This is a genomic window from Streptomyces sp. NPDC093568 (assembly GCF_044764945.1).
Taxonomy (GTDB): domain Bacteria; phylum Actinomycetota; class Actinomycetes; order Streptomycetales; family Streptomycetaceae; genus Streptomyces.
On the sequence record NZ_JBIWJD010000001.1, the window covers coordinates 1204331 to 1226928 of the forward strand.

The 22598-nt window shown below is 71.5% G+C and carries 19 protein-coding genes, 1 tRNA gene and 3 pseudogenes; 14 read left to right on the plus strand and 9 right to left on the minus strand.

Annotated features, from left to right (window positions below; all coding sequences use genetic code 11):
* The first annotated feature begins 20 nt into the window (after positions 1-20).
* From ACIRD7_RS05180 to ACIRD7_RS05190, 3 genes are read left to right on the plus strand one after another with little or no spacing between them, the layout of a single operon-like run.
* Positions 21-1373: an amidohydrolase family protein gene (locus ACIRD7_RS05180; RefSeq protein ID WP_403449904.1), complete on the plus strand. Its 1353-nt coding sequence runs from the start codon at positions 21-23 to the stop codon at positions 1371-1373.
* The gene (locus ACIRD7_RS05185) at positions 1370-2245 is read left to right on the plus strand and encodes a cupin domain-containing protein (protein WP_403449906.1); all 876 of its coding nucleotides are present in this window, start codon (positions 1370-1372) and stop codon (positions 2243-2245) included. The genes ACIRD7_RS05180 and ACIRD7_RS05185 overlap by 4 nt, the downstream gene beginning before the upstream one ends.
* Positions 2242-2934 carry an SDR family oxidoreductase gene (locus tag ACIRD7_RS05190; protein WP_403449909.1) on the plus strand — a complete coding sequence of 231 codons (693 nt, stop codon included), beginning with the start codon at positions 2242-2244 and terminating at the stop codon, positions 2932-2934. The genes ACIRD7_RS05185 and ACIRD7_RS05190 overlap by 4 nt, the downstream gene beginning before the upstream one ends.
* A gap of 173 nt (positions 2935-3107) precedes the next feature.
* Here ACIRD7_RS05190 and ACIRD7_RS05195 read toward each other — a convergent pair.
* The 3 genes and pseudogenes from ACIRD7_RS05195 to ACIRD7_RS05205 form a co-directional block, all read right to left on the minus strand.
* Positions 3108-3642 (minus strand): annotated as a pseudogene (locus ACIRD7_RS05195) (endonuclease).
* Complete coding sequence (locus ACIRD7_RS05200) at positions 3639-3971, minus strand: DUF3140 domain-containing protein (protein WP_403449912.1); 333 nt, start codon at positions 3969-3971, stop codon at positions 3639-3641. The pseudogene ACIRD7_RS05195 and the gene ACIRD7_RS05200 overlap by 4 nt, the downstream one beginning before the upstream one ends.
* A 142-nt stretch (positions 3972-4113) precedes the next feature.
* Complete coding sequence (locus tag ACIRD7_RS05205) at positions 4114-4596, minus strand: Dps family protein (protein ID WP_403449914.1); 483 nt, start codon at positions 4594-4596, stop codon at positions 4114-4116.
* 267 nt (positions 4597-4863) lie between these two features.
* Between ACIRD7_RS05205 and ACIRD7_RS05210 the strand changes: the two genes are divergently transcribed.
* Positions 4864-6051, plus strand: coding sequence for a thiolase family protein (locus ACIRD7_RS05210; protein ID WP_403449917.1), 1188 nt, complete (start codon positions 4864-4866; stop codon positions 6049-6051).
* A gap of 66 nt (positions 6052-6117) precedes the next feature.
* Entirely contained in the window at positions 6118-6891 is a 774-nt protein-coding gene (locus tag ACIRD7_RS05215) for a sulfite exporter TauE/SafE family protein (protein ID WP_403449919.1), read from the plus strand.
* 25 nt (positions 6892-6916) lie between these two features.
* Here ACIRD7_RS05215 and ACIRD7_RS05220 read toward each other — a convergent pair whose 3' ends face one another.
* Entirely contained in the window at positions 6917-8383 is a 1467-nt protein-coding gene (locus tag ACIRD7_RS05220; protein ID WP_403449922.1) for a hypothetical protein, read from the minus strand.
* Positions 8384-8623: 240 nt separating this feature from the next.
* On the opposite strand from ACIRD7_RS05220, the gene ACIRD7_RS05225 reads away from it, so the two are divergent.
* Positions 8624-9385: a cobalt-precorrin-6A reductase gene (locus ACIRD7_RS05225; RefSeq protein WP_403449925.1), complete on the plus strand. Its 762-nt coding sequence runs from the start codon at positions 8624-8626 to the stop codon at positions 9383-9385.
* A 139-nt stretch (positions 9386-9524) separates the two neighbouring features.
* Here the strand turns inward: ACIRD7_RS05225 and ACIRD7_RS05230 are convergent.
* The 3 genes and pseudogenes from ACIRD7_RS05230 to ACIRD7_RS05240 all read right to left on the minus strand — a co-directional run.
* Positions 9525-9794 (minus strand): annotated as a pseudogene (locus ACIRD7_RS05230) (MFS transporter); the annotation flags it as partial.
* Positions 9795-9872: 78 nt separating this feature from the next.
* A complete protein-coding gene (gene cobF, locus ACIRD7_RS05235; protein ID WP_403449928.1) occupies positions 9873-10646 on the minus strand; it encodes a precorrin-6A synthase (deacetylating) in 774 nt (257 codons plus the stop codon).
* A 97-nt stretch (positions 10647-10743) separates the two neighbouring features.
* The gene (locus ACIRD7_RS05240; RefSeq protein ID WP_403449930.1) at positions 10744-11265 is read right to left on the minus strand and encodes a DUF309 domain-containing protein; all 522 of its coding nucleotides are present in this window, start codon (positions 11263-11265) and stop codon (positions 10744-10746) included.
* Between the two features lie 111 nt (positions 11266-11376).
* Between ACIRD7_RS05240 and ACIRD7_RS05245 the strand changes: the two genes are divergently transcribed.
* A tRNA-Pro gene (locus ACIRD7_RS05245) sits at positions 11377-11450 on the plus strand.
* 110 nt (positions 11451-11560) lie between these two features.
* Here the strand turns inward: ACIRD7_RS05245 and ACIRD7_RS05250 are convergent.
* Positions 11561-11808, minus strand: a pseudogene (locus ACIRD7_RS05250) (site-specific integrase); the annotation flags it as partial.
* 401 nt (positions 11809-12209) lie between these two features.
* On the opposite strand from ACIRD7_RS05250, the gene ACIRD7_RS05255 reads away from it, so the two are divergent.
* Positions 12210-12848 (plus strand): HAD family acid phosphatase, encoded by a 639-nt coding sequence (locus ACIRD7_RS05255; RefSeq protein ID WP_403449933.1) that lies wholly within the window; start codon positions 12210-12212, stop codon positions 12846-12848.
* A gap of 578 nt (positions 12849-13426) precedes the next feature.
* Positions 13427-14173, plus strand: coding sequence for a TrmB family transcriptional regulator sugar-binding domain-containing protein (locus ACIRD7_RS05260; RefSeq protein ID WP_403449935.1), 747 nt, complete (start codon positions 13427-13429; stop codon positions 14171-14173).
* 37 nt (positions 14174-14210) lie between these two features.
* On the opposite strand, the gene ACIRD7_RS05265 is transcribed toward ACIRD7_RS05260, so the two are convergent.
* On the minus strand, positions 14211-14441 hold the full coding sequence (locus ACIRD7_RS05265) for a hypothetical protein (protein ID WP_403451753.1): 231 nt from the start codon (positions 14439-14441) through the stop codon (positions 14211-14213).
* Here ACIRD7_RS05265 and ACIRD7_RS05270 point away from each other — a divergent pair.
* The 5 genes from ACIRD7_RS05270 (at position 14349) to ACIRD7_RS05290 (ending at position 22598) form a co-directional block, all read left to right on the plus strand.
* Positions 14349-15278 (plus strand): ATP-binding cassette domain-containing protein, encoded by a 930-nt coding sequence (locus ACIRD7_RS05270; protein ID WP_403451678.1) that lies wholly within the window; start codon positions 14349-14351, stop codon positions 15276-15278. The two genes, ACIRD7_RS05265 and ACIRD7_RS05270, sit on opposite strands and share 93 nt — an antisense overlap.
* Before the next feature lie 225 nt (positions 15279-15503).
* Positions 15504-16583: a cysteine synthase family protein gene (locus ACIRD7_RS05275; RefSeq protein WP_403449938.1), complete on the plus strand. Its 1080-nt coding sequence runs from the start codon at positions 15504-15506 to the stop codon at positions 16581-16583.
* Positions 16580-18052 (plus strand): argininosuccinate lyase, encoded by a 1473-nt coding sequence (gene argH, locus ACIRD7_RS05280; RefSeq protein ID WP_403449941.1) that lies wholly within the window; start codon positions 16580-16582, stop codon positions 18050-18052. Before ACIRD7_RS05275 ends, argH begins: the two co-directional genes overlap by 4 nt.
* Positions 18049-19326, plus strand: a complete 1278-nt coding sequence (locus tag ACIRD7_RS05285; RefSeq protein ID WP_403449944.1) for an ATP-grasp domain-containing protein — start codon at positions 18049-18051, stop codon at positions 19324-19326. The genes argH and ACIRD7_RS05285 overlap by 4 nt, the downstream gene beginning before the upstream one ends.
* Positions 19323-22598, plus strand: coding sequence for an amino acid adenylation domain-containing protein (locus ACIRD7_RS05290; RefSeq protein ID WP_403449947.1), 3276 nt, complete (start codon positions 19323-19325; stop codon positions 22596-22598). The genes ACIRD7_RS05285 and ACIRD7_RS05290 overlap by 4 nt, the downstream gene beginning before the upstream one ends.

The following is a 22598-nucleotide window of genomic DNA, read 5'->3' on the forward strand; positions in this document are numbered from 1 at the left end:
ACCCCATGGGAGGAAGGGCGATGAGCAATCGGATACTCCTGCGAGGCGGGCACGTGCTGTCGATGGACCCCGGGATCGGGGATCTGCCCCAGGGGGACGTCCTCATCGAGGACGGAAAGATCATGGCGGTGGACCGGGAGATCGGAGCCGACGCGGAGGTGCTCGACATGAGCGGCCGTATCGTGATCCCCGGCTTCGTCGACACCCACCGCCACACCTGGGAGGCGTCCATCCGGAACGTCGCCCCCGACGCCACCCTGGACGACTACTTCGTCGACATCCTCGACACCTTCGCACCGCTGTACACCCCCGAGGACGTGTACGCGGCCAACCTCGCGGGCGCCCTGGAGTGCCTGAACGCCGGCATCACCACGCTCGTCGACTGGTCCCACATCAACAACACGCCCGCGCATCCGGACGCCGCGATCCAGGGACTGAAGGAGAGCGGGATCCGCGCCCAGTACGCGTACGGCAGCGCCAACACCTCGCTCGCCGACTACTGGTTCGAGAGCAAGATCGCCATCCCGGGTGACGACGTACGGCGGATCCGGAGCACCCACTTCGCCTCCGACGACGGCCTGCTGACCATGGCCCTGGCCACCCGGGGCCCCGGCTTCTGCGTCAACGACGTCGTCACCGCCGAGTGGGCCCTCGCCCGCGAGCTGGACATCCCGATCACCGTGCACGTGGCCATGGGCCGCCTCGCGGGCCGCTTCGGGATGGTCAAGCAGCTGAACGACCTGGGGCTCCTCGGCCCCGACACCACCTACATCCACTGCTGCTACCTCCACGAGGACGAGTGGCGGATGGTCGCCGACAGCGGCGGTACGGTGTCGATCGCGCCGCAGGTCGAGGTGCAGATGGGGCACGGGTGGCCGCCCGTGATGAAGGCCGTCGAGTACGGGCTGCGGCCCTCCCTGAGCATCGACGTCGTCACCACCGTGCCCGGCGACATGTTCACCCAGATCCGCGCGGCCTTCGGCGCCGAGCGCGCCCGCGTCAACGCGGACTGCTGGAAGGCCAACATGCCCGTGCCGGACACGATGTTGACGGCACGTCAGATGCTGGAGATCGCGACCCGCAACGGCGCCCACGTGGCCGGCCTCGAACACCGCACCGGCTCCCTGACCCCCGGCAAGCGCGCCGACGTCGTCGCGATCGACGCCACCGCGCTGAACATCGCCCCCGTGCACGACCCGGCCGCCGCGGTGACGCTGTCGGCGGACGTCTCCAACGTCGAGACGGTGATCGTCGACGGAGTGGTCCACAAGCGCGACGGCCGGCTCGTGGCCGACGTGGACCGGGCGCGGCGACTGGTCCAGGAGTCCCGCGACCGGCTCCTGGCCGCGAAGCAGGCGAAGAGCGCGGCATGACCCGACACCTGGTGCGCCGGACCGCCGACGTCCCGGAGCCGCCGTACGACGAACTCGGTCACCGGCGGCGGGAGTTGGTCGGCGAGGACGACGGGAGCGTGCACACCGGCTTCGGGCTGTGCGAGATACGGCCCGCCGGCCGGGTTCCCGCCCATGTGCACTCCTACGAGGAGAGCTTCCATGTGCTCGGCGGGGCGGTGGTCCTCGATGTGCCCGAGGGGGCGTATCTCCTGGTGGAGGGCGACTACGGTCTCCTTCCGGCCGGTGTCCCGCACGCCTGGCGCGGCGCCGGGGACACGGCCGGACGCTGGGCCGACATGCTCGCCCCGGTGCCGCGCGCCCGCTACGGCCACGACACCCAGGCCGTGTCCGCGCTGCCGGAACCCGACCCCGTCCGCATCGACGTCCGCGACCCGCGCACCCGGTCCTTCGGCCACTTCGAGCCCGCGCAGATGGATCCCGGCAAGCAGTCGCAGGACCTGCTGGCGGTGTCGGCGAGCATGCGGACCGCGCTGCTCGTGTACAGCGGGATCACCGTGAAGATGATGGTCGACAGCGACCTCGGCGCGGTCGCCTCCACCATGTTCATGGTCCAGTACGCGCCGGACGGGGTGGCCGGCACGCACGACCATCCCTTCGAGGAGACGTATCTGATCCTGGAGGGCGTCGTGGACGCCACGTTCGACGGCGACCGGTACCGGATGGTGCCGGGGGACGTCGCCTGGGCGGGCGCGGGGTGCGTGCACGGGTTCGCCAACGCCGGCCAGGGGCCGGTGCGTTGGCTGGAGACGCAGGCGCCGCAGCCGCCGGCCCGCCACTCCTACCGGTTCACTCGGGACTGGGAGTATCTGAGGGAGGCCCTGGGGTCATGAGCGGTGTGGTGGTGGTCGGCGGGACTTCCGGGATCGGCCGTGAGTTCGCCCGCATGCGCGCCGGACGGGGCGACGAGGTGGTGCTGACCGGCAGGGACGCGCATCGCGCCGACACGGTGGCGAAGGAGGTCGGCGCCGCCCGGGGCCTGGCCCTCGATCTCTCCCGGCCGGGCGAGATCGCCGGCGCGCTGGCCGGTGTCGGGCGGGTGGACCACCTGGTGATCGCCGGGATCTCCCGGGACGAGAACCGGGTGGCCGCGTACGACATCGAGGCCGCCCTGCGGCTCGTGACCGTCAAACTCGTGGGCTACACCGAGGTCGTGCACACCCTCCGGCCGCGGTTCCACGACGACAGCGCGATCGTGCTCTTCGGCGGCCAGGCCAAGGAGCGCCCGTATCCCGGGGCGACGACGGTGGCGACCGTCAACGCGGGAGTGCGCGGCCTGGTGCACACCCTCGCCGTCGAACTCGCGCCCGTACGGGTCAACGCCGTGCACCCCGGAGTCGTGGGCGACAGCCCGCACTGGGCCGGCAAGCCCCAGGAGGTGCTGGAGGGGGTCCGCACCAGGACGCCCACCGGACGGCTCGCGACGATGGGGGACATCGTGGACGCGGTGGACTTCCTGCTGCGCAACCGGTCGGTCAATGCGGTCGAACTCGCCGTCGACGGCGGGTGGTTGCTCGGCTGAGCGAGTCGTGATGCGAGTCGTGATGACCGAGTACTGATGACCGAGTCGTGATGACCGAGTCGTGATGCGAGAGGTGATGACCGAGTCGTGATGCGAGAGGTGATGACCGAGTCGTGATGGCTGTGGCAGCCACGACGGGCTCACGAGGCCCGGCGCACGCTGTGCTCGGCGGCTCACGAGGCCCGGCGCACGCTGTCCTCGGCCACCTCCTTGTCCAGCGAGGCACGCACCAGCGCGGCGGCAGCGCGGCGGCGAGCACGGCAGGCTCGGCCCCTGGCCGGCGTTCGCCGGACCCATGCCGGGGAACTCCCGCAGCAGCCCGTGCAGTTCGCCGACGTCGCCGTCCGACTCCTCCCGCAGCCGCCGCAGATCGCCGCCCCACCGCTCGGTCAACAGCTCGGCGGCCTCGCCGAGCTGGGTGGCGGTGCGCTCGTCGTAACGGCGGTAGCCGCCGCGCCCCAGCGCGTCGACCCGCTCCTGCCAGTCGGCGTCGGCCATCCGGCGCGGGTCGCGCAGTCCCGCGTCGTACAGGGCGCGGGCGGAGCCGACGGCGATCGAGCCGCGGATCCGGGCGCTGAGCAGGTGCGCCAGGACCAGCAGCCGGTACAGCGGCTGCGGGGTGTCCTTCAGCGGGATGCCCGCCTCCTCGGCGAACGTCCGCCCGTGCTCGCGCACGAGTTCCCGCACGACCTTCCGATCGTCGCTCACGGCCGCAGCGGATCGTGGCCGATCGTCATCAACTGATGCCGACGGCGGGTCTGTTCGGGCTCCGGCTCGTTCTCCAGGTCCGCCTCCTCGGCGACGGTGTCCACGACGTCATACATCACCTGGACGTCGTCGTCGGTCAGGTCGGTGCGCCGCTTCTGGAGGATCGCGAGGACGTGCTGCCCGGTGGGCGTGCCGGCCTGGTCCGGCAGCGGTTCGGTCTCCTCGTCCGCGTCACTGACCCGCAGCCAGGTGGCCAGCTCCTGCGAGGTCATGTTCACCACGCGGTGGAAGTCCTCCCACAGCGCGTCGAGTTCGAGGGCGTCGGTCACGGTGTGCCCCTTCTCTCCGGTAGTCCTTCTCCGGGTAGTCCTTCTCCGGTCACGGCTTCGGGCGTATGGGCATCCTGCGCGTCGAATCGCTTCTGGCGTACGCGCGTCCTGCCCCTCGTACGGCTTCGGATGTGCGGGCGCTCTACTCGTCGCGCGGCCAGTTCTCCGCGTCGAACATCCAGCGCTGCTTCTCCAACTCGCCGGTGATGCCGATCAGCAGGTCCTGGGTCACCGGGTCCGCCTCGGCGGTGGCGTCGATGCGGGCGCGCAGCCGCTCGACGGCCGCCGCCAGGGTGTCCACGATCACCTGGACGACCTCCGTGTCGCGCACCCAGCCCTCCTTCGGGCCGGGCAGCGTGTAGGCGGCCGCGATCGTCTCCGGGCGGCCGTCCGGCGGCAGCCCGAGCGCGGCGGACCGCTCGGCGACGGTGTCGGAGTACTCCCGCGCCGTCGCGACCACCTCGTCGAGCTGGAGGTGGATCGACCGGAACCGCGGTCCCACGATGTTCCAGTGTGCCTGCTTCCCGATCAGCGACAGTCCGAGAAGATCGACGAGTGTGCCCTGCAGGGCTTCTCCGGCGACCCGACGAGCCGGTTCCGGGAGCGTGCTCTTGACCACAGACATCCCGAGCTCCTCCTTCTCCTGGCTACTTCTGGCCTGGTCACGGCCCTGTGCGGAGCGGTGCGACTCCGGAGTCACTCCAGGTCACAGCGACCACTCCCTGCGGGCTCGGGTGCCCAGGGCGAACCGGTGCAAACGCGGCGTCCGCGAAACACCGCCTGCCGGGGACCGAGGGATCTTCCCAGGGTGCGGGCGGTCGGTCTATAGTCAAAAACTAGCGGTGCTAATTAATGCGGTGCCGATTCATACTGCCCGGTCAGGAGTCCTGTCGTGCGTCCCGTCCACTTCGCGGCAGCCCGCCGCACCCCCATCGGCAAGCTGCGCGGAGCGCTGTCGTCCGTGCGGCCCGACGACCTCGCGGCGGCCGTCATCAAGGGTCTCGTCGCCGACGTCCCCGCGCTGGATCCGGCGCGTGTCGACGACGTCTACTGGGGCGCCGCCAACCAGGCCGGCGAGGACAACCGCAACGTCGCCCGCATGGCCGCGCTGCTCGCCGGCCTCCCGGAGTCCGTCCCCGGCGCCACGGTCAACCGTCTGTGCGCGTCCGGCCTGGAGGCGGTCACGACCGCCGCCCGCACCATCGCCGCCGGCGAGGCCGACATCGTGCTGGCGGGCGGCTCCGAGTCGATGAGCCGCGCGCCCTTCGTCCTGCCCCGCCCCGACGAGGCGCTGCCCCACCGCGTCGAGACCTTCGACACCCGGCTCGGCTGGCGCCTGGTCAACCCGGCGATGAAGGAACTGCACGGCCTGCTGGCCATGGGCGAGACGGCCGAGGAGGTCGCCGAGCGCTACGGCATCCCGCGCGAGCGGCAGGACGACTTCGCCCTGCGCAGCCACCAACGGGCCGCCGAGGCCCGCAAGAACGGCCACTTCGACGACGAACTCCTGCCGGTGGAGCGCCCCGACGGAGTCGTCGTCGACAGTGACGAGTGCATCCGCGAGGACACCTCGTACGAGAAGCTGGCCAGGCTGAAGCCGGTCTTCCGGGACGGCGGCACCGTCACCGCGGGCAACGCCTCACCGATGAACGACGGCGCCGCCGGACTGCTGCTCGTCAGCGAGGAGGCCCTCAACGAACTGGGCCTGGAGTCCCTGGGCCGCTACGTCGCCGGTGCCTCCGCCGGCGTCCACCCCGACGTGATGGGCATCGGCCCCGTCCCCGCCACCCGCAAGGCGCTGGCCCGCGCCGAGTGGACGATCGCCGACATCCAGGAGGCCGAGTTCAACGAGGCGTTCGCCGCTCAGGCCCTCGCCTGCGTGGACGAACTCGGCATCGACCCGGGCCTGGTCAACCCGAGCGGCGGCGCGATCGCGCTCGGCCACCCGCTGGGCTGCTCGGGCGCACGCATCCTCACCACGCTGCTGCACCGGATGCGGCGGACGGGGGCGGAGCGGGGACTGGCGACGATGTGTGTAGGCGTCGGGCAGGGGAGTGCGGTGCTGGTGGAGAGGCACTAGCCATCTCCCATCTGGCGAGACGGTCCTTACCTCCACCTGTTGTCTGCACATACCATCGGTCTCCGCATGGACACGATGACGCTTTGGCACATAACAGGCTGGGAGTTCGCCGCGCTCGCCTTCGCGGCCCTGCTCGTCGGCTTCTCGAAGACAGCGGTGAGCGGGGCCAACACGGTCAGCCTGGCGATCTTCGCCGCCGTACTGCCCGCCCGCGCCTCCACCGGCATTCTGCTGCCGATCCTGATCGCCGGTGACGTGCTCGCCGTCCTCACCTACCGCCGGCACGCCCACTGGCCCACACTGTGGCGCCTGTTCCCCGCGGTCGCGGCCGGCGTCGTCTTCGGCACCCTGTTCCTGGTGTGGGCCGACGACGGGATCGTCCGGACGTCGATCGGCGCGATCCTGCTGCTGATGGCGGGGGTCACGGTCTGGCGCCGCCGCACGGCGGACAAGGAGGCCGAACCGGACTCCGTCACCACTCGGGCGGGCCGGGTCAAGGCCCGCTCCTACGGCGTGCTCGGCGGCTTCACCACGATGGTCGCCAACGCGGGCGGCCCGGTGATGTCGATGTACCTGCTGTCGGCCGGCTTCCGCAAGCTCGGCTTCCTCGGCACCTCCGCCTTCTTCTTCCTGATCGTCAACGTCTCCAAGGTGCCCTTCAGCGCCGGACTCGGCCTGATCGACGGTTCCTCGCTCCTCCTCGACGCGGCGCTCGTGATCTTCGTGGTGCCGGGCGCGGTGATCGGCAAGTGGGCCGTGGACCGGATCAACCAGCGGATGTTCGAGCAGCTCGTGATCGCGGCGACGGTCGTGGGGGGCCTGCAGCTGCTCCTGCGCTGACCCCCGCACGTCCCGGGACCGCCCCTCAGGGAGCGATCCCGACCCCCTCGATCCCGCTCCACTCCCGCTCCTGACCCGCCGTCATCGCGGGCCAGCGCAGCCCGCCCGGCCGTGGCTCGACGCGCGAGGCGTACGGGCCCGGACGGAAGCCCGGGTCGTAGAAGCAGCCCGTGCCGTACCTCGCGTCGAACCCGCCGCACGACGCCGCGACCGAAGACGGCGTGGGCTTCCTCCCCTTGCGCACCCACGTGTCCATAGCGGCGACGGACGCGGCGTACTCGGCATCGCTCAGCTCGCTGTGCTCCTGCTCCCGCGTGAACGTCTGCACCAGGTGCCCGTCCCGCCGCGCGCCCTGGAGCGTGGCCCGGTAGGCCGCCTCGTGCTCCACGAACGCCGTCGGGTCGTCGATGGCGTGCAGCGTCAGCACCGGGATCGAGACCTTGCCGGTGAGATCGCTGTCGTAGGACAGGTCCCGTACGGCCGTGGGGTCGGGGGCGAACCGTTCGACACCGGCGTTGAGCGCCTCGTCGTCATGCGACCCGGTGTAGCGCACGCCCTGGTTGCCGAAGGGGTTCCGGTCCCCGAGACGCTCGTGCACGATGTCGCGGAACGTGAAGGTCGCGAACCGCAGATGCGACTCCAGGGTGCGCTCCGGTATCCGCGTGACCGCGAGGATGTCGTCGAGGTTGCGCTGCTGCAGAGCCGTCCGCTCCTGCGGCGCGGAGGCGAATCCGGTGCACTCCTGAAGCCGGGCGCGCAGCCCCGCCGACGTCATCGTCGAACCGGCGCGCAGGCCCTGCCACAGTGGGTACTGCGGCTCGGTCGGACGGGGGTGGTTGCCGCAGTAGTACTGGTAGACGACGCGCAGGTCGACGCGGTAGTCGTAGCCGCGCGAGCCACCGCCCAGGACCCCGTTGGTGAGCAACGCGCCGTCGTACGTTCCCTTCTCCCTGCCGTAGGTCTCCACCACCTTCGCGGCGACGTTCCCGCCCCACGACTGCCCGTGCACATACGTCCGCCGCGGCTTGCCGAACTCCTCGACGAACAGCCGGCGCACGCTCTCCGTGTCGGCGGCGGCCATCCGCGTGCCGTAGCCGCCCCGGCGGTACGACGAACCCGCCCAGGCGTACCCCTCCTTCACCATCACCGACCAGCGGCCCAGGTCGTCGAGGCTGCGGGCGGGGTCGGACTCCGCGCCGAGGTCGGGCCCGCCGTGGGCGTGCACGACGAGGGAGCCGTTCCAGTCGGACGGCACGGCCATCGCGTAGTAGGCGCCGGCCGCGTCGCGACCGGTGTAGCAGTCGGCCCGGCCCGCGAGGTCGGCGGGACACTCGGCGAGGACCGGTTCCGCCGACTCGCCCCGGGCGTTGGAGGCGCCGACGAGGACGCCGACGGCGAGCGCGCCGGCCAGCAGGGCGGCCAGCACCGAACGCCGCCGGTCCGGCGAGAGGACAGACCTGCGGATCACTGCGTTCGTTCTCGTCCAGTCCAAGACGCTGCTCCTCGTCCTCGTCGGCACGTCGTCGAGCCGTGCGCCGTGATGCTAGGGAGGGAGGAGGCGGGGGACCACGCCCTGACCGTTGTGTTCATAGTGTTCGCCGGGCCGCACACGGGCGCCGCACACGGGCGCCGCACACGGGCGCCGCACACGGGCGCCGCACACGGGCGCCGTGCACGGGGCACATCCCGCCCGGCGTCCCCCTCCCCAGGCCCCACCTCGTACGCTCGGACCATGTGCCCGCGCCCCATGTGCCCCCGCCACGTCCTGATCCTTGGCGGCACCACCGAGGCCCGCGCACTCGCCGCCGCGCTCACGGAGCGTCCCGGTGTCCGGGTCACCACCTCGCTCGCGGGACGTGTGTCACGACCGGGAGCGGTGCCGGGCGAGGTGCGCGTCGGAGGCTTCGGCGGTGCGCAGGGCCTGGCCGACTGGATGCGGACCGAGCGGGTCGGCTTCCTGGTCGACGCCACGCATCCCTTCGCCGAGTCGATCACCGCGAACGCGGCCCGTGCCGCGCGGGAGACCGGCGTACCGATGACGGTCCTGCGCCGCCCCGGCTGGCGTCCCGCCCCCGGCGACCGCTGGCACGACGTCGCCTCCCTTGACGAGGCCGCCGCCCTGCTGCCGAGCCTCGGCCACCGCGTGTTCCTGACCACCGGCCGGCTGGGCCTCGCGGCCTTCGCCCACCTGACGGACCTGAGCTTCCTCGTACGGTCCGTCGACCCGCCCGAGCCCCCGATGCCCCCGCGCACCGAAGTGCTCCTGGCGCGTGGGCCGTTCACCGTCGACGACGAGTCGTCCCTGCTGCGCCGGCACCGCGTCGACGTCCTGGTGACCAAGGACAGCGGCGGTGACGCGACCTCGGCGAAACTCACGGCCGCCCGCCGGCTCGCCCTCCCCGTCGTGGTCGTACGGCGTCCTTCGCTGCCGGACGCGGTGGACTCGGTGCCGGATGTGGCCGCAGTTCTGGAGCGGCTCGGCCTCGGGACCTGAGACGACCGGCTCAGCGCGAGTCGGCCAGAGCCGGGCGGTCCTTCATCCGACCGGTCAGCCCCTCGGTCAGGTCCTCGACGAGCAGGCGCTCGGCGATGGTGCGCACGGCGGCGCGCAGGTCCGTGCCCGGCGGGCGGCCCACAGGGCGGCCGAACAGGTCGCCGAACTCGCCGACCAGGGCCGTCGACACGGTCTCGGCCAGCAGGTACGACGTCACCACCCAGGACATGTGCTCGGCCCCGCCCAGATCGGACACGATCGTAGGCAGCGCGGTGCCCACGATCGTCTGGTCGAGGGCCGACGGCAGCATCCCCGGCATGATCGTCACGAAGACGACGTTCCGGCGGGGCGTGTCCAGCACGGGTGGCTGCGGGCCGGCGGGTGGGGCGGATTCCTCGGCGAGCGTCAACGGGACACGATCACAGCGGCGGACCGGGGCCGCATGCGGGAGGCGGTCCGCTCGGGTGTCATGCCCGCACCCGCCTTCTTACTGCTCCTCGGGGTTGCGGCGCAGCAGATACGTGTCCATGATCCAGCCCTTGCGCTCGCGCGCCTCGGCCCGCAGCCGCTCGATACGGGGCCCGGCCTCGGCGATCGGGCCGGACTCGAGGATCTCGTCCGGGGTGCCGATGTACGCGCCCCAGTAGATGTCGATGTCCTGGTCGGCGTACTGCCGGAACGTCTGGTGGGCGTCCAGCATCACGACGACGTCGTCCACGTCCGCCGGGAAGCCCTCGGCCAGCCGCCGCCCCGTGGTGATCTGCACCGGCCGCGCGACCCGGTTGAGCCCCGTCCGATGCCGGGCGACCAGCGCGGAGACGCTGCTGATGCCGGGCACGACGTCGTACTCGAAGTCCACGGAGCCGCCGGCCAGCACCTCCTGCAGAATCCCGAGCGTGCTGTCGTACAGCGCGGGATCACCCCACACCAGGAACGCGCCGGTCTCGTCCTCGCCCAGCTCCTCGGCGATCAGCCGCGCGTAGATCCCGGCGCGGGCACTGCGCCAGTCCCCGACGGCGGGGGAGTAGGCGGCACCCCCGGCCGACCGGTCCCGCTCGGGATCCCGGGCCTGCACGACCCGGTACGTCCCCTCCGGTATGTGCGCGTCCAGCATGTCCCGGCGCAGCCCCGTGAGGTCCGCCTTCACCTCGCCCTTGTCGAGGATGAAGAACACGTCCGTACTCCGCAGCGCCCTGACCGCCTGAAGCGTCAGCTGCTCGGGGTCGCCCGCCCCGATCCCGATGACATGAATCTTTCGCACGCCTCGAGTCTGCCCCACGCCACTGTCAACGCGATCACCGCGTCCGCATCGACGGCGCGGACCGAGCCCATGAGCCCCGGATCACCGCCGGGATCCCCTATGCCGGCCCGCGCAGCCTGGGCGCCCACCCGCGCGCATCGACAGCCTCGCCGCCGTCCTCCACGACCCCGGCGAGCTCCCGGGCCCACGCGACCAGCCCGGCAAGATCCATCCCGTACGGCCGCTGCTCCCCAGCCCCGGACGCCCACTCCTCCACGGCCCCGGCGCCCCGCCGCAGCAACCGCGGCCCGCCCGTCACATTGCCCCGGGCCGAGTGCGTGAGCCCCACCGCGAGCTGCGCCAGCCCCCGCCACAGGGCCCGCTCGGTGGCCGGCCCCGACTTCCACGCGTCCTCGAAGACCTCGTGCGCATGGAACGGCTTCCCCGCGTCCAGCAGCTCCTGCGCCTCCGCGACGCTCTGCTCCGGTGTGCGTACGACGCCCTCGGGCTGGCGGGCGACGCCGTCCGCGCCGTACGGCAGGGGACGCCCGAGCCCGTCCCGGGGCCGCGCGTTACGCGCCCGCCCCTCGTCGTCCCGGTCCCGCGCGCTCGCCTGCCGTCCTGACGGTGTGCTGCCCATACCCCGATTGTCCATCGCCCCGTTTCCCGCCCGACAGCCGCTTCGGTGTTGTCGTCGACGTGAGGTAAAGTGCTGTTCGCGCGATCACGCGGTTCACCGCGCGATACGCATCGGGACGTGGCGCAGCTTGGTAGCGCACTTGACTGGGGGTCAAGGGGTCGCAGGTTCAAATCCTGTCGTCCCGACTGGAGACAGTCGCAGGTCAGGGCCGGTTTCGGAGGATTCCGAAACCGGCCCTTGATCATTCTTGGGGACCAGTTCGGGGACCAGTTGGGGACCAGCGTCCTTGACCGGGTCAGCGGGTCACGACGATCGGGCTCGGGAGCGAGCGCGGTGCTCGCGGCACGTTGAGGTGTGCGGAGAGGGCCGCTCCGGCGGCCTGTGGCCAGCGATCCTGCGCAGGACGTGCACTTGGACTCCGGCGTCGGCGAACCAGGTCAGTCCGGTGTGCCGGAGATCATGGCGGCGCGGGTGCTCGTGGCCGAGCTCGGTGACCACGTCGTCCCAGTGCGTGGCGTCGCGCAGGACGAGGACGGCGCGCCGCGGGACATCGAGGGTGCAAACGGCGCGGTGAAGGTGATGCTCGACGAACTCGCCTGGTGGGGAACCGCGCTGCACGAAGCCCGCGCCAAGTCCCCCTACAATCCGCACGTCTGACCCGACATGAAGCGGGCGGGGACGTGCACGTCCCCGCCCGCTTCATGTCTTATGCCCCGCTTCAATCCATGTTTCGCTTCACGGCCGGGCGTTCCCTCCTGGCAGCTACCTGCCAGTGAATCGGCCTCCGTGGCGGAAAGTCGCAGCAGTTCGCGAGGGCGGACGCCGTCGGTGAGAGCTTCCCCCACCGGTTGCGGTCACGGGCGCCAACAGGCTCGGTCCCGGACTTTAGGTTCGGCTGGGCGGGGGCCGATCGGTCACCGCGTATCGGACACGAGGGAGGACCAATGGCCAGGAACGCGTCGAGAGGACGCGCGGCTGCGATCGTCGCGGCGACGCTCGTTCTGGGTGCGGCGGGGGTTACGCAGGCGCAGGCGGCTCCGGCGAGCCAGGACCGGGCGACGGTCGAGCGGGCCCAGGTCTCCGCGGCGGCGGAGGTTGACTATGACACCTGGCAGAGCGATGTGCGCAAGGTGATCGACGAAGCCCGCCCCTACGTCGAGCGGCGGCTGAACAACAGCACCGGACAGAAGCCGGCGATCGTGCTGGACATCGACAACACCTCGCTGGAGACGCACTTCCAGCTGTTCCCGCCGACCCCCGCCGTCAAGCCGACGCTCGAGCTGGCCAAGTACGCGCACAGCAGGGGCGCGGCCATCTTCTTCATCACCGCGCGGCCCGACCTGATCGAATTCATCACGAAGGCGAACCTCACGTCCGTCGGGTACCCGGTGACGGGGCTGTACCAGCGGAACCTCGGTGATCTCTTCAGCGACAAGGCCGAGTTCAAGACGGCCAAGCGGGCCGACATCGAGGCCAAGGGCTACACGATCATCGCCAACATCGGGAACAACACCACGGATCTCGTGGGAGGCCACGCGGAGCGGACCTTCAAACTGCCCGACTACGACGGGGCCCTGGACTGATCGCAGGGTCGCCTGAACGTGCGGTGACAGACGTCCGGTGACCGGGCGGCGCCTCCGGACCGACCGCTGTGCGGGCGGCCGGAGGCGCTCGCGCGGAAATGGACCGTGGTAGTTCATAGGTGGAGGTCTCGCCATCACAATGAGGTTTTCCGTAATTGCATCAGACAGGGGTATTTGACGATGTGAACGCCCCATGGGTACCGTTCAACTACGGGAGTGGCACAGGCGGAGCCGACAAGCCGTTGGATGAATGTCCCAGTTTGTCGCCTGTGACTATTTAGCGGGGGTGAAGGTCGAAATGCGGGATGTCTGCCGCATCGCATCTGTGGCGCGTAAGCCTGTCGATGGGCTCTGTCCGGTGCCTCGCTAGGTTTTTCTCTGGCTATTTGCATGAGTATCAACCCGTGCCCAGGCCTTTGTGACGCAAGAGTGCGCGGGCAAGCCGGACGGGGACTCCTATTGGTCAAGCTTCAGGGGGAGCTGTGCCCAGTACGTCAGTCAATGCCAAGATAACCGCCGATCCGGAGGGTATAGCGGGCCACTCGGAATCGCGGCCTTCAAGCGACGAAATCGAGGGCATGCTGCTGCAGGCCCGGAAACTCGTCGAAATCGCGGTCGACCGCCACCGTAACGTGGAGCGGCTGGTGGCCTCACTGGAGCCGGACGAGAATTCGGTGGGGCTCGCCGCGGAGGAAATGATCGCCTCGGCCCGTCATCATCTGGCCGTCGTCCTCTCGGGGGAGGGGGAGGACGAGACCCATCAGATCGTCGACCAGCTGGGCCGGGCCACGGCGCGCGGAGTAAACGTCAAGCTCCTCGGCCGGGTCGGCCTCCTGCGGGACCGCCGCTTCCTCGAGCACCTGGACAAGTACGCTCCCGGTGTCGACACCCGCCTGGTCAGGGCACCGCTGCAGGAAATGGTGCTCGCTGACAGCGTTGCCAGTGCGGTGTGGATCCGCAACGGGGTCGCGGTCCGGGAGGCGGTGGTCGTCCGGGCCCCGGCCGTGCTGCGCAATCTGCGCACCCTGTTCACGGTCTCCTGGTCGAGCAGCGCGGCGCTCGCCGACCACCGGCGCCTGAGCGAACGCTCGCGCAGCGCGCTCGGCCGACGCATCCTGCAAGCCCTCAGTTCGGGGCGAACCGATGAGGCGGCCGCCCGCGAACTGGGAGTGTCGGTGCGCACATACAGACGCAACGTCGCGGAAATTACGCGTGAGCTGGGAGCGAACTCGCGATTTCAGGCCGGTGCCCGCGCCGTTGAGCTCGGACTTCTGCCTCCTTCCGCCGATGTGCTGTCCGCCGGCCCCGACCGGCTGGCGGGGTAAGAACTTGTCAGCCTGACCTTTGACAATGAGGAAAGCCTCAGGTGCCTGGCAGCTTGTTGTAGCTCTCCTTGTGGTGCGGACAGTCGGGATTGCAGGATATTTCTGCCTCCATAAAAGGCTTCTCGGCCGCTATCTGCGAGGAACGGCATCGATGAGTGACGTAATGATCGAAGCGATGGAGCTGGGCAGAAAGTTCGGTGCCACCCAGGCACTCGACGGCATCAGCTTCCAAATGGAAAAAGGGCGCGTGCTCTGTCTGCTCGGTCATAACGGAGCGGGTAAAAGCACACTGGTGAGCATTCTTGCCACTGTGCTGCGCCCCACGAACGGGAGGGCCCGGGTCGCCGGGTTCGACGTGGTGCGTGAGGCGCGTGACGTGCGTCGGCGCATCGGCCTGACGGGCCAGTTCGCGGCGGTGGACGAGAGCCTCACCGGCCGGGCCAACCTGGTGCTCGTGGCACGCCTGCTCGGCGCCGGCAAGCGGGAGGCGGCGGCCCGCACCGAGCAGTTGCTGGACATGTTCGCGCTGACCGAGGCGGCCGACCGGGCGGCGGGCGGGTACTCGGGAGGCATGCGCCGGCGCCTCGACCTCGCCAGCAGCTTCGTCGGCCACCCCCAGGTGCTCTTCCTGGACGAGCCCACCACGGGACTCGACCCGGTCAGCCGGAACGCCCTGTGGGACCTCGTCCGACAGGTGGTGGCCGCGGGCACCACCGTGCTGTTGACCACCCAGTACCTGGAGGAGGCCGAGCAGTTGGCCGACCGGGTCATGGTGCTCGGTCGGGGCAGATGCATCGCGGACGGCTCGGTCGCACAGCTCAAGGAACAGCTGGGCGACAGCACGGTCCGGGCCACCCTCGCCGACCCCGGCGCCACGGCCGCCGCGCTGACCGCCCTGCGCACGGCGGGACTCGACCCCTGTCCGGGCGAATCCGCGGGCACGGTCACCGCCGCCGTCGAGGGATCCATCGGACTGGCCGCCGCGGTCCGGGCGTTCGACAGCGCGGGAGTGGAGATCACCGGCATCTCGCTGTCCGAACCGACGCTGGACGACGTCTATCTCGCCCTCGCCGAACAGCGGACCGGTGCGCTGGTCCACTCCTGAGGCCGGCCGCCTCCCCCACCTCGTACCCGAGCCGCACCAGTGAACCTGTGGACCATCAGCCGGCTGACCGACGCTTGCACCGGCCCATTCGACGCGTCGCGCGAGCCCCGGGCGCACACGCCGTGGCGCGCACGGGTCCGGTGGTGGATCCGGGGGCGTCGCCCGTCACACCGAGACCTCACCACGCACCACCATCGACGGTTCTGATCCTCCAGGGAGCCCTTCATGACGGCGATCACGCCGACGTACCACTCGATCACCGAGGCGACGATGATGCCGCGTCTCGTCCGACTCGCCCCCAACCTGTACGGCGCGGTCTTCTCCCTCATGAAGCTGCTGCCCGCGCGTTACATCCTGCGCCGCGCCCACAGCCGTGGCGAACTGGACGCCGACACGGTGGTCGTCGAGACCACGTCGGGCACGTTCGGCCTCGCGCTGGCGATGCAGTCCGCGCTGATGGAACGTGAGCTGATCCTGGTCAGCGACCCGGCGATCGACGCCAATCTGTACCGAAGACTGACCGACCTCGGTGCCAAGGTGGAGATCTGCCAGGAGCCCGCGCCGGTCGGGGGCTACCAGGAGGCCCGGCTGCGCAGGCTTGCCGAGATCCGTGCCGAACTCCCGTCGACCTTCTGCCCCGAGCAGTACAGCAACCCCGACAACCCGCGCTCCTACGGGGTGGTCGCCGAGCAGATCGCCCGTTCGCTCGGCACGGTGGACTGCCTGGTCGGGCCCGTCGGGTCGGGCGGCTCGATGTGCGGCACCACTCGCGGACTGCGCGAACTGACCCCGCACACCCGGGCCATCGGCGTCGACAGCCACCGCAGCGTGCTGTTCGGCCAGCCCGACGGCCCCCGCCCCCTGCGCGGACTCGGCAACAGCCTGTGGCCGGCCAACCTCGACCACTCCACCTTCGACGAGGTGCACTGGTGCTCGGCGCCCGAGGCGTACGCGTACACCCGGCAACTGCACGCCACCCACGCGCTCTTTCAGGGGCCGACCAGCGGCGCCGCCTACCTGGCCGCCCAGTGGTGGGCCGCGCAGAACCCCGACGGACTGTGTGTCGTGATGCTCCCCGACGAGGGCTACCGCTACATGGCGACCGTCTACGACGACGCCTGGCTCGCCGAGAACGGCCACCTGCTGCCCCGCCCGCCCACCGAGCCGCTCCTGGTCGACTCACCGGCCGACGCCGACTCCGACGACGGCTGGACCCGGATGGCCTGGGGACGGCGTACCTACGAGGACGTGCACGGCACCGTGCCGCGTTCCGGCGGGTCCCTCCCGGACCCGGTGCTGTCATGACCGGCACGGGCCGGCTCACCCGCACCCTCGGCGCCCGCACCGCCCGCGTCGTCTACGGCGACCCGGGGCCCGACGACATCCGCCAGGAACTCGGTCACACCTCGACCATCGACCTCGCGCACGTGGTGATGCTCACCGAGTGCGGGCTGCTGCCCAGGGCCGCGGCCGCCGCCCTGCTGCGCACCATCGCCCACCTGCGCGCCGACGGCTTCCGAGAGCTGTACGACCGCCCGGCACCGCGCGGCCTGTACCTCATGTACGAGGGCCATCTGATCGAGCGGCTCGGCACGGACGTCGGCGGAAAGCTGCACACCGGCCGCTCCCGCAACGACATCAAGGCGACCATCACCGCGATGCGGCTGCGCGACGACCTGACGGACCTGCTCGGCGAACTGCTGCGGCTCCAGGCCGTGCTGCTCTCCCGGGCACGGGCCCACCAGGACGTCGTCATGCCCGTCTACACCCACTTCCAGCCCGCGATGCCCGTCACCTACGGCTACTACCTCGCCGGGATCGCGACGGCGCTGGACCGGGACATCGTCGCGCTGCGGCACGCCGCCGACGAGCAGAGCCGGTGCCCCCTCGGCGCGGGCGCCGTGTCCGGCACGGACCTGCCCATCGACCCGTCCCGCACGGCCGAACTGCTCGGCTTCGACGGGCCCCCGCTGCACGCCGTCGACGCGGTGGCCACGCGGGACACACTGCTGCGCGCCCTCGCGGCGGCGGCCGGGGCGGGGCTCACGCTGAGCCGGCTCGCCACCGACCTGCAGCTGTGGAGCACCCAGGAGTTCCGGTTCGTGGAGTTTCCCGAGCGGCTCGTGGGCGGCAGTTCGGCCATGCCGCAGAAGCGCAACGCGTTCCTGCTGGAGCATGTGAAGGCCAAGTCGGCCGCCGCCGTGGGCGCGTGGACCGCGTCCGCCGCCGCCATGAAGTCCACGCCGTTCACCAACTCCATCGAGGTCGGCACCGAGGCGGTCGGCGGTGCCTGGTCGGCGCTGGCCACCGTGCGCGACAGCGTGCTGCTGGCCCAGGTACTGGTGAGCGGCGCCCGACCGGATCGCCGGCGGATGGAACAGCGGGCCCGGGAGGGTTTCGTGACGGCCACCGTGATCGCCAACCGGCTGGTGCGGCAGGGCGTTCCGTTCCGCACCGCGCACCACGTGGTGGGCGCCGCCGTACGCGAGGCGATCGAGGCCGGTGAGCCCGAGCTGACGAAGATCGCGCTGCCGGACGGCCTGCGGGCCGATGTGAGCGAGGAGATCCCGCCGCTCCCGGAACTCGTCGCCGCGCACGACCGCGGTGGTGGCCCCGGCGCCTGCGAGGGCGTCGTCCACGAGCTGCGCGAGCGGCTCACGGAGCACGGCAGGGGGCTCGGTGAGCGCCGGGCACGGTCGGTGCGGGCGAACAGGGCCCTCGACGCGGCGGTCGCGGCCGTGGTGGCCGGTCCGGACACGGGAGACGAGAGATGAACAGTACTGAGCCCCGGTGGTTCGCCTTCCTGGAGAGCAACACGACCGGTACGGGACGTGAGTTCTGCGCGGCCGCCCGGGCCCGCGGTCTGCGTCCGGTGCTGCTGACCCGGGACCCGGACCGGTATCCCTATGTCACCGAGGACGCCGTCGAGACCCTGGTCCTGGACACCGCTGATCCGGCGGCCGTGATGGAGGCCTGCGCGAGCCTGGCCGAGGGCGCCGGACTGGCCGGGATCACCTCCAGCTCCGAGTACTTCGTGGCGGACGCCGCCCGCGCCGCGGCCGGGCTCGGGCTGCCCGCGCCCGACGGCGACGCGATCGCCCGCTGCCGGGCCAAGGACCTCCAGCGAGCGGCGCTCGCCGCGCACGGAGTGCCCGTGCCCGCCTGGCGGGCGGTCTCCGACGCGGCCGGGGCGGTGGAGGCGGCCGTGGCCATCGGCCACCCGGTGGTGCTCAAGCCGGTGAGCGGTTCCGGTTCGACCGGGGTACGGCTGTGCCGGGACCGGGCGGAGACCGAGGCGTGGGCCCACCGGCTCCTCGACCGGGCGACGGACGAGCGGGGCAACGCGGTGCCGTCCCGCATCCTGGTGGAGGCCGCCGTCGACGGACCGGAGTTCTCGGTCGAGACCTTCGACGGCGAAGTCGTCACCGTCGTCGGCAAACACATCGGCCCCCCGCCGCACTTCGTGGAGACGGGCCACGACATCCCCGCTCCCGTGGACCCCGGGACCGCCGCAGAGCTGGGCGACACGGCCCTGCGCGCGGTGAAGGCCCTGGGCCTCGGCTGGGGCGGCGCCCACACCGAGATCCGCCGGTCCGCCCAGGGCCCCGTGGTCATCGAGGTCAACCCGAGGCTCGCCGGCGGGATGATCCCCGTCGCCGTGCGGGCCGCGACCGGGACGGACCTGGTGGACGCCATGATCGCCCGCGCCGCGGGCCAGGGCACGGAGCCGCCCGGGACCAGGCACCCGCAGGCCGCGGCCGGCCACGCCGCCGTGCGCTTCGTGATGGCGGCGGGCGAAGGACGGGTCACGGCCGTCGACGGCGTCGAGGACGCGGTCGCGGGCCCGGGGGTCGTGGTGGCCGCGCCCGGCACGGCCGTCGGCCGGCAGGTGCGCATCACGCACTCGTTCCAGGACCGCCTGGGCTGCGTGGTCGCCACCGGCGCGGACACCGGGCAGGCGGGATCCCGCGCGGAGTCCGCCGTACGAATGATCAGGATCGAGCTGGAGGATCCGGCGACGCCGGAGGAAGGAAACGGGGGCCGATGAGCGAGGACCGCACGCAGCACACGTACACGAAAATCCCCACCTGGACCATGCCGCTGAGCGACGAGCGGGGGGTTGCGGAGTACCGCGAGGCGCTGCCGGCGCCGCTCACGCGGGCGCTGGAGGACCGTGCTGCCGACACCGGCGCCGGACTGCCCGCCGTGCTGCTCGCCGCGCACGCCCGGGTCCTGGCGACGGTGGTCTCCGAACCCGACCTGCTCATCGGCCTCGTACCCGAAGCCGGCCGGGCCGAGGCGCCCCTGCGGCTGACGGTCGCGGGCTCCACCTGGGCGGAGCTCGCCGCCCGGTCCCGTACGGCGCTGGCCGCCGCGCACCACGCGGACGCCCGGCCCGAGGTGGTGTTCGACCTGTCGGGTCTCGCGGCGCAGGACACCACGGAGCCCGACGGCGGTCTCGACGACGGTGTCGTCCTGAAGGTGGCCGTCGCCCGGGATTCCGCCGGGTTGCTGCTGCGGCTGGTGTACGACCGGGCTCACCTCGACGAGGGCTACGCCCGCCGGCTGGCCGGATACCACCTGCGCGCACTGGACCTGCTCGCCGCGGACCCGACGGAACTCCACCACCGCCAGAGCCTGTTGTCCGCCGAGGAGGTCGACACCCACCTGTACGGCCTCGCCGGCCCCCGCGTCGACCTGTCCGACCGGACCTTCGTGGACCACTTCGAGGAGCGGGTGCGCGAGATGCCGGACGCGGTGGCCGCCGTGCACGGGCCCACCCGCTGGACCTACCGGGAACTCGACCGGCGGGCCAACCGGGTCGCGGGCGCGCTGCTGGAGGCGGGCGTGCGCACCGAGGACGTCGTCGCCGTGGTCATGGACCGCACCCTCGACTGGATCGCCGCGGCGCTCGGCGTGTTCAAGGCCGGCGGCGTCTACCTTCCGGTGCGCCCCGACTTCCCCGCCGACCGGGTCGCGGCCCAACTGCGGCGCAGCGACTGTGCCTTCGTGCTCACCGAGCCCGCCGGCGCGGCCCTGGTGACCAAGGCGGGCGAACTCGCCGAGCGCAGGCCGACCGTGCTGGCCGTACCGGAGATCCAGTCCTCCGACGTCTCCGCCGAGGCCCCTGGCCTTCCGATCGCCCCCGGGCAGGCTGCCTACATCTACTTCACCTCCGGCTCCACCGGTGCGCCCAAGGGAGCCCTGTGCGAGCACGCCGGCATGCTCAACCACCTCCAGATGAAGATCGACGACATGGAGATGACGAACGGGACCGCGGAGGTCGTCACCCAGACCGCCTCGCAGTGCTTCGACATCTCCCTGTGGCAGTTCGCGGCACCGCTGCTGGTCGGCGGCAGTGTGCGCATCGTCGACACCGACGTCCTGCTCGACGTGGCCGGCTTCCTCGACGAGATCGTCACGGGCCGGGTGACCGTCACCCAGATCGTCCCCTCCTACCTGGAGGTGCTCCTCACCCACCTCGAACAGCACCCCCGTGCGCTCGGGGCGCTGCGCACGGTGTCGGTCACCGGGGAGGCCCTCAAGTACGAGCTGGTGCAGCGGTGGTTCGCCCTGTACCCGGACATCAAGCTGGTCAACGCCTACGGCGCCACCGAGGTGTCCGACGACACCATGCACGAGGTCCTGGACCGGGTGCCGGACCGCGACTTCGTGACCGTCGGCCGCTCCCTGCGCAACGTCAACACCTATGTGCTCGACGAGCACCTCGCGCTGGTACCGCTCGGCTCGCCCGGTGAGATCGCGTTCTCCGGGGTGTGCGTGGGCCGGGGCTACATCAACGACGAGGAGCGCACCCGCGAGGCCTTCGTCCCCGACCCCTTCCGCCCCGGCACCCGGATGTACCGCACCGGCGACTTCGGGCGCTGGCTGCCCGAGGGGCGCATCGAGTACCTGGGGCGGCGGGACGAGCAGGTGAAGATCCGCGGCTTCCGGATCGAGATCGGCGAGATCGAGAACAAGCTGCTGGGCATGCCGGGCATCCGCGAGGCCGCGGTCGTCATCGACGGCACCGGGGACGGACCGCGCAACCTCGTCGCGTTCTTCAGCGGCGCCGGGAGCGGGGCCCCGTCCCAAGCGCGCGCCGCGTCCGAGGACGGCACCGAGCAGGCCACGGAACGCGCCCGGCACTTCCTCGCCGGGCTGCTGCCCGAGTACATGGTCCCCACCTACTTCCACGAGCTGGAGCGGCTGCCGCTCACCGAGAACGGAAAGATCGACAAGAAGGCCCTGGTCCGGCTGGCCGGCACCCTGGGCCACGGCGGTGCCACGTACGCCGCCCCCAGCACTCCGGCCGAACAGCGGCTGGCCATGCTGTGGGCCCAGGTGCTGGGCGTGCCGCTGGAGCGCATCGGCCGGGCCGACAACTTCTTCGAGCTCGGCGGTACCTCGCTGGCCGCGGTGCGCCTGCTGGTCCAGCTGGACCGGGCGCTGTCCCTGAAGGACCTGGTCGCTCATCCCGTGCTCGCCGACCTCGGGGCGGTGCTCACCGAGCGCGGCCAGGGCGGCGAACGGGCGGCGACGGGCGGCCTGTTGCAGCCGCTGGCGTCCGTCCCGCATCCGCACCGCACCCTGGTGTGCTTCCCCTACGCGGGCGGGAACTCCGTCAACTTCCGTTCTCTCGCCGCCGAGTTGGAGCGTGACGGAATCGCCGTGCTCGGCGTCGAACTGCCCGGTCACGACTTCGCGGGCGGCGACGAGCCGATGGCGGACGTCCCGGAGATCGCCCGGCGGGTACGGGACGAGATCGCCGATCGGGTCACCACGCCTGTCCTGCTGTGGGGCCACTGCGCCGGCGCGGCCGCGGCCCTGGAGACCGCCCGGCTGCTCCAGGAGGCGGGCCGCCCCGCCGAACGGGTCTTCGTCGGCGCCCTGCTGCTGGAGGACACCGAGGCGCTGCGCGCGGAGACGATGGACGTCTCCCGGGCGGACAACCGGACCCTGCTGTCCCGGTTGCGTGCCGACAACGCCTATGTCGAACTCGACGAGCTCAAGCCGGAGCGGGCGGACGTGGTGGGACGGGCCTACCGGCACGACGTACGCACCGCCAACAGCCATCTGATCCGGATCCGTGAGGACTCCGAGAGCCACCGCATCGATGCCCCGGTCGATGTCGTCGTCGCCCACGACGACGCCTCCACGGCACGGTTCGCCGAGGGCTACGGGGACTGGAAGGCCGTCTCCGACCGGGTGGCCCTCCACGAACTGGAACAGGGCGGGCACTACTTCGTCAGCACACGACCTGCGGACACCGCCGCGCTGGTGCGGGCCGCCTGCCCCAGGCCAGAGCACCGGAACTAG

Bases quoted from the DNA above. Each gene is read 5' to 3' on its own strand.
- ACIRD7_RS05255 (WP_403449933.1), top strand. From the start codon at position 12,210: ATGGCCAGGAACGCGTCGAGAGGACGCGCGGCTGCGATCGTCGCGGCG.
- ACIRD7_RS05215 (WP_403449919.1), top strand. From the start codon at position 6,118: ATGGACACGATGACGCTTTGGCACATAACAGGCTGGGAGTTCGCCGCG.
- ACIRD7_RS05180 (WP_403449904.1), top strand. From the start codon at position 21: ATGAGCAATCGGATACTCCTGCGAGGCGGGCACGTGCTGTCGATGGAC.
- ACIRD7_RS05270 (WP_403451678.1), top strand. From the start codon at position 14,349: ATGGAGCTGGGCAGAAAGTTCGGTGCCACCCAGGCACTCGACGGCATC.
- ACIRD7_RS05275 (WP_403449938.1), top strand. From the start codon at position 15,504: ATGACGGCGATCACGCCGACGTACCACTCGATCACCGAGGCGACGATG.
- ACIRD7_RS05285 (WP_403449944.1), top strand. From the start codon at position 18,049: ATGAACAGTACTGAGCCCCGGTGGTTCGCCTTCCTGGAGAGCAACACG.
- argH (WP_403449941.1), top strand. From the start codon at position 16,580: ATGACCGGCACGGGCCGGCTCACCCGCACCCTCGGCGCCCGCACCGCC.
- ACIRD7_RS05240 (WP_403449930.1), bottom strand. From the start codon at position 11,265: ATGGGCAGCACACCGTCAGGACGGCAGGCGAGCGCGCGGGACCGGGAC.
- ACIRD7_RS05185 (WP_403449906.1), top strand. From the start codon at position 1,370: ATGACCCGACACCTGGTGCGCCGGACCGCCGACGTCCCGGAGCCGCCG.
- ACIRD7_RS05205 (WP_403449914.1), bottom strand. From the start codon at position 4,596: ATGTCTGTGGTCAAGAGCACGCTCCCGGAACCGGCTCGTCGGGTCGCC.
- ACIRD7_RS05260 (WP_403449935.1), top strand. From the start codon at position 13,427: ATGCTGCTGCAGGCCCGGAAACTCGTCGAAATCGCGGTCGACCGCCAC.
- ACIRD7_RS05190 (WP_403449909.1), top strand. From the start codon at position 2,242: ATGAGCGGTGTGGTGGTGGTCGGCGGGACTTCCGGGATCGGCCGTGAG.
- ACIRD7_RS05265 (WP_403451753.1), bottom strand. From the start codon at position 14,441: ATGACCGAGCAGACAGAGCACGCGCCCTTTTTCCATTTGGAAGCTGAT.
- ACIRD7_RS05290 (WP_403449947.1), top strand. From the start codon at position 19,323: ATGAGCGAGGACCGCACGCAGCACACGTACACGAAAATCCCCACCTGG.
- ACIRD7_RS05225 (WP_403449925.1), top strand. From the start codon at position 8,624: ATGTGCCCGCGCCCCATGTGCCCCCGCCACGTCCTGATCCTTGGCGGC.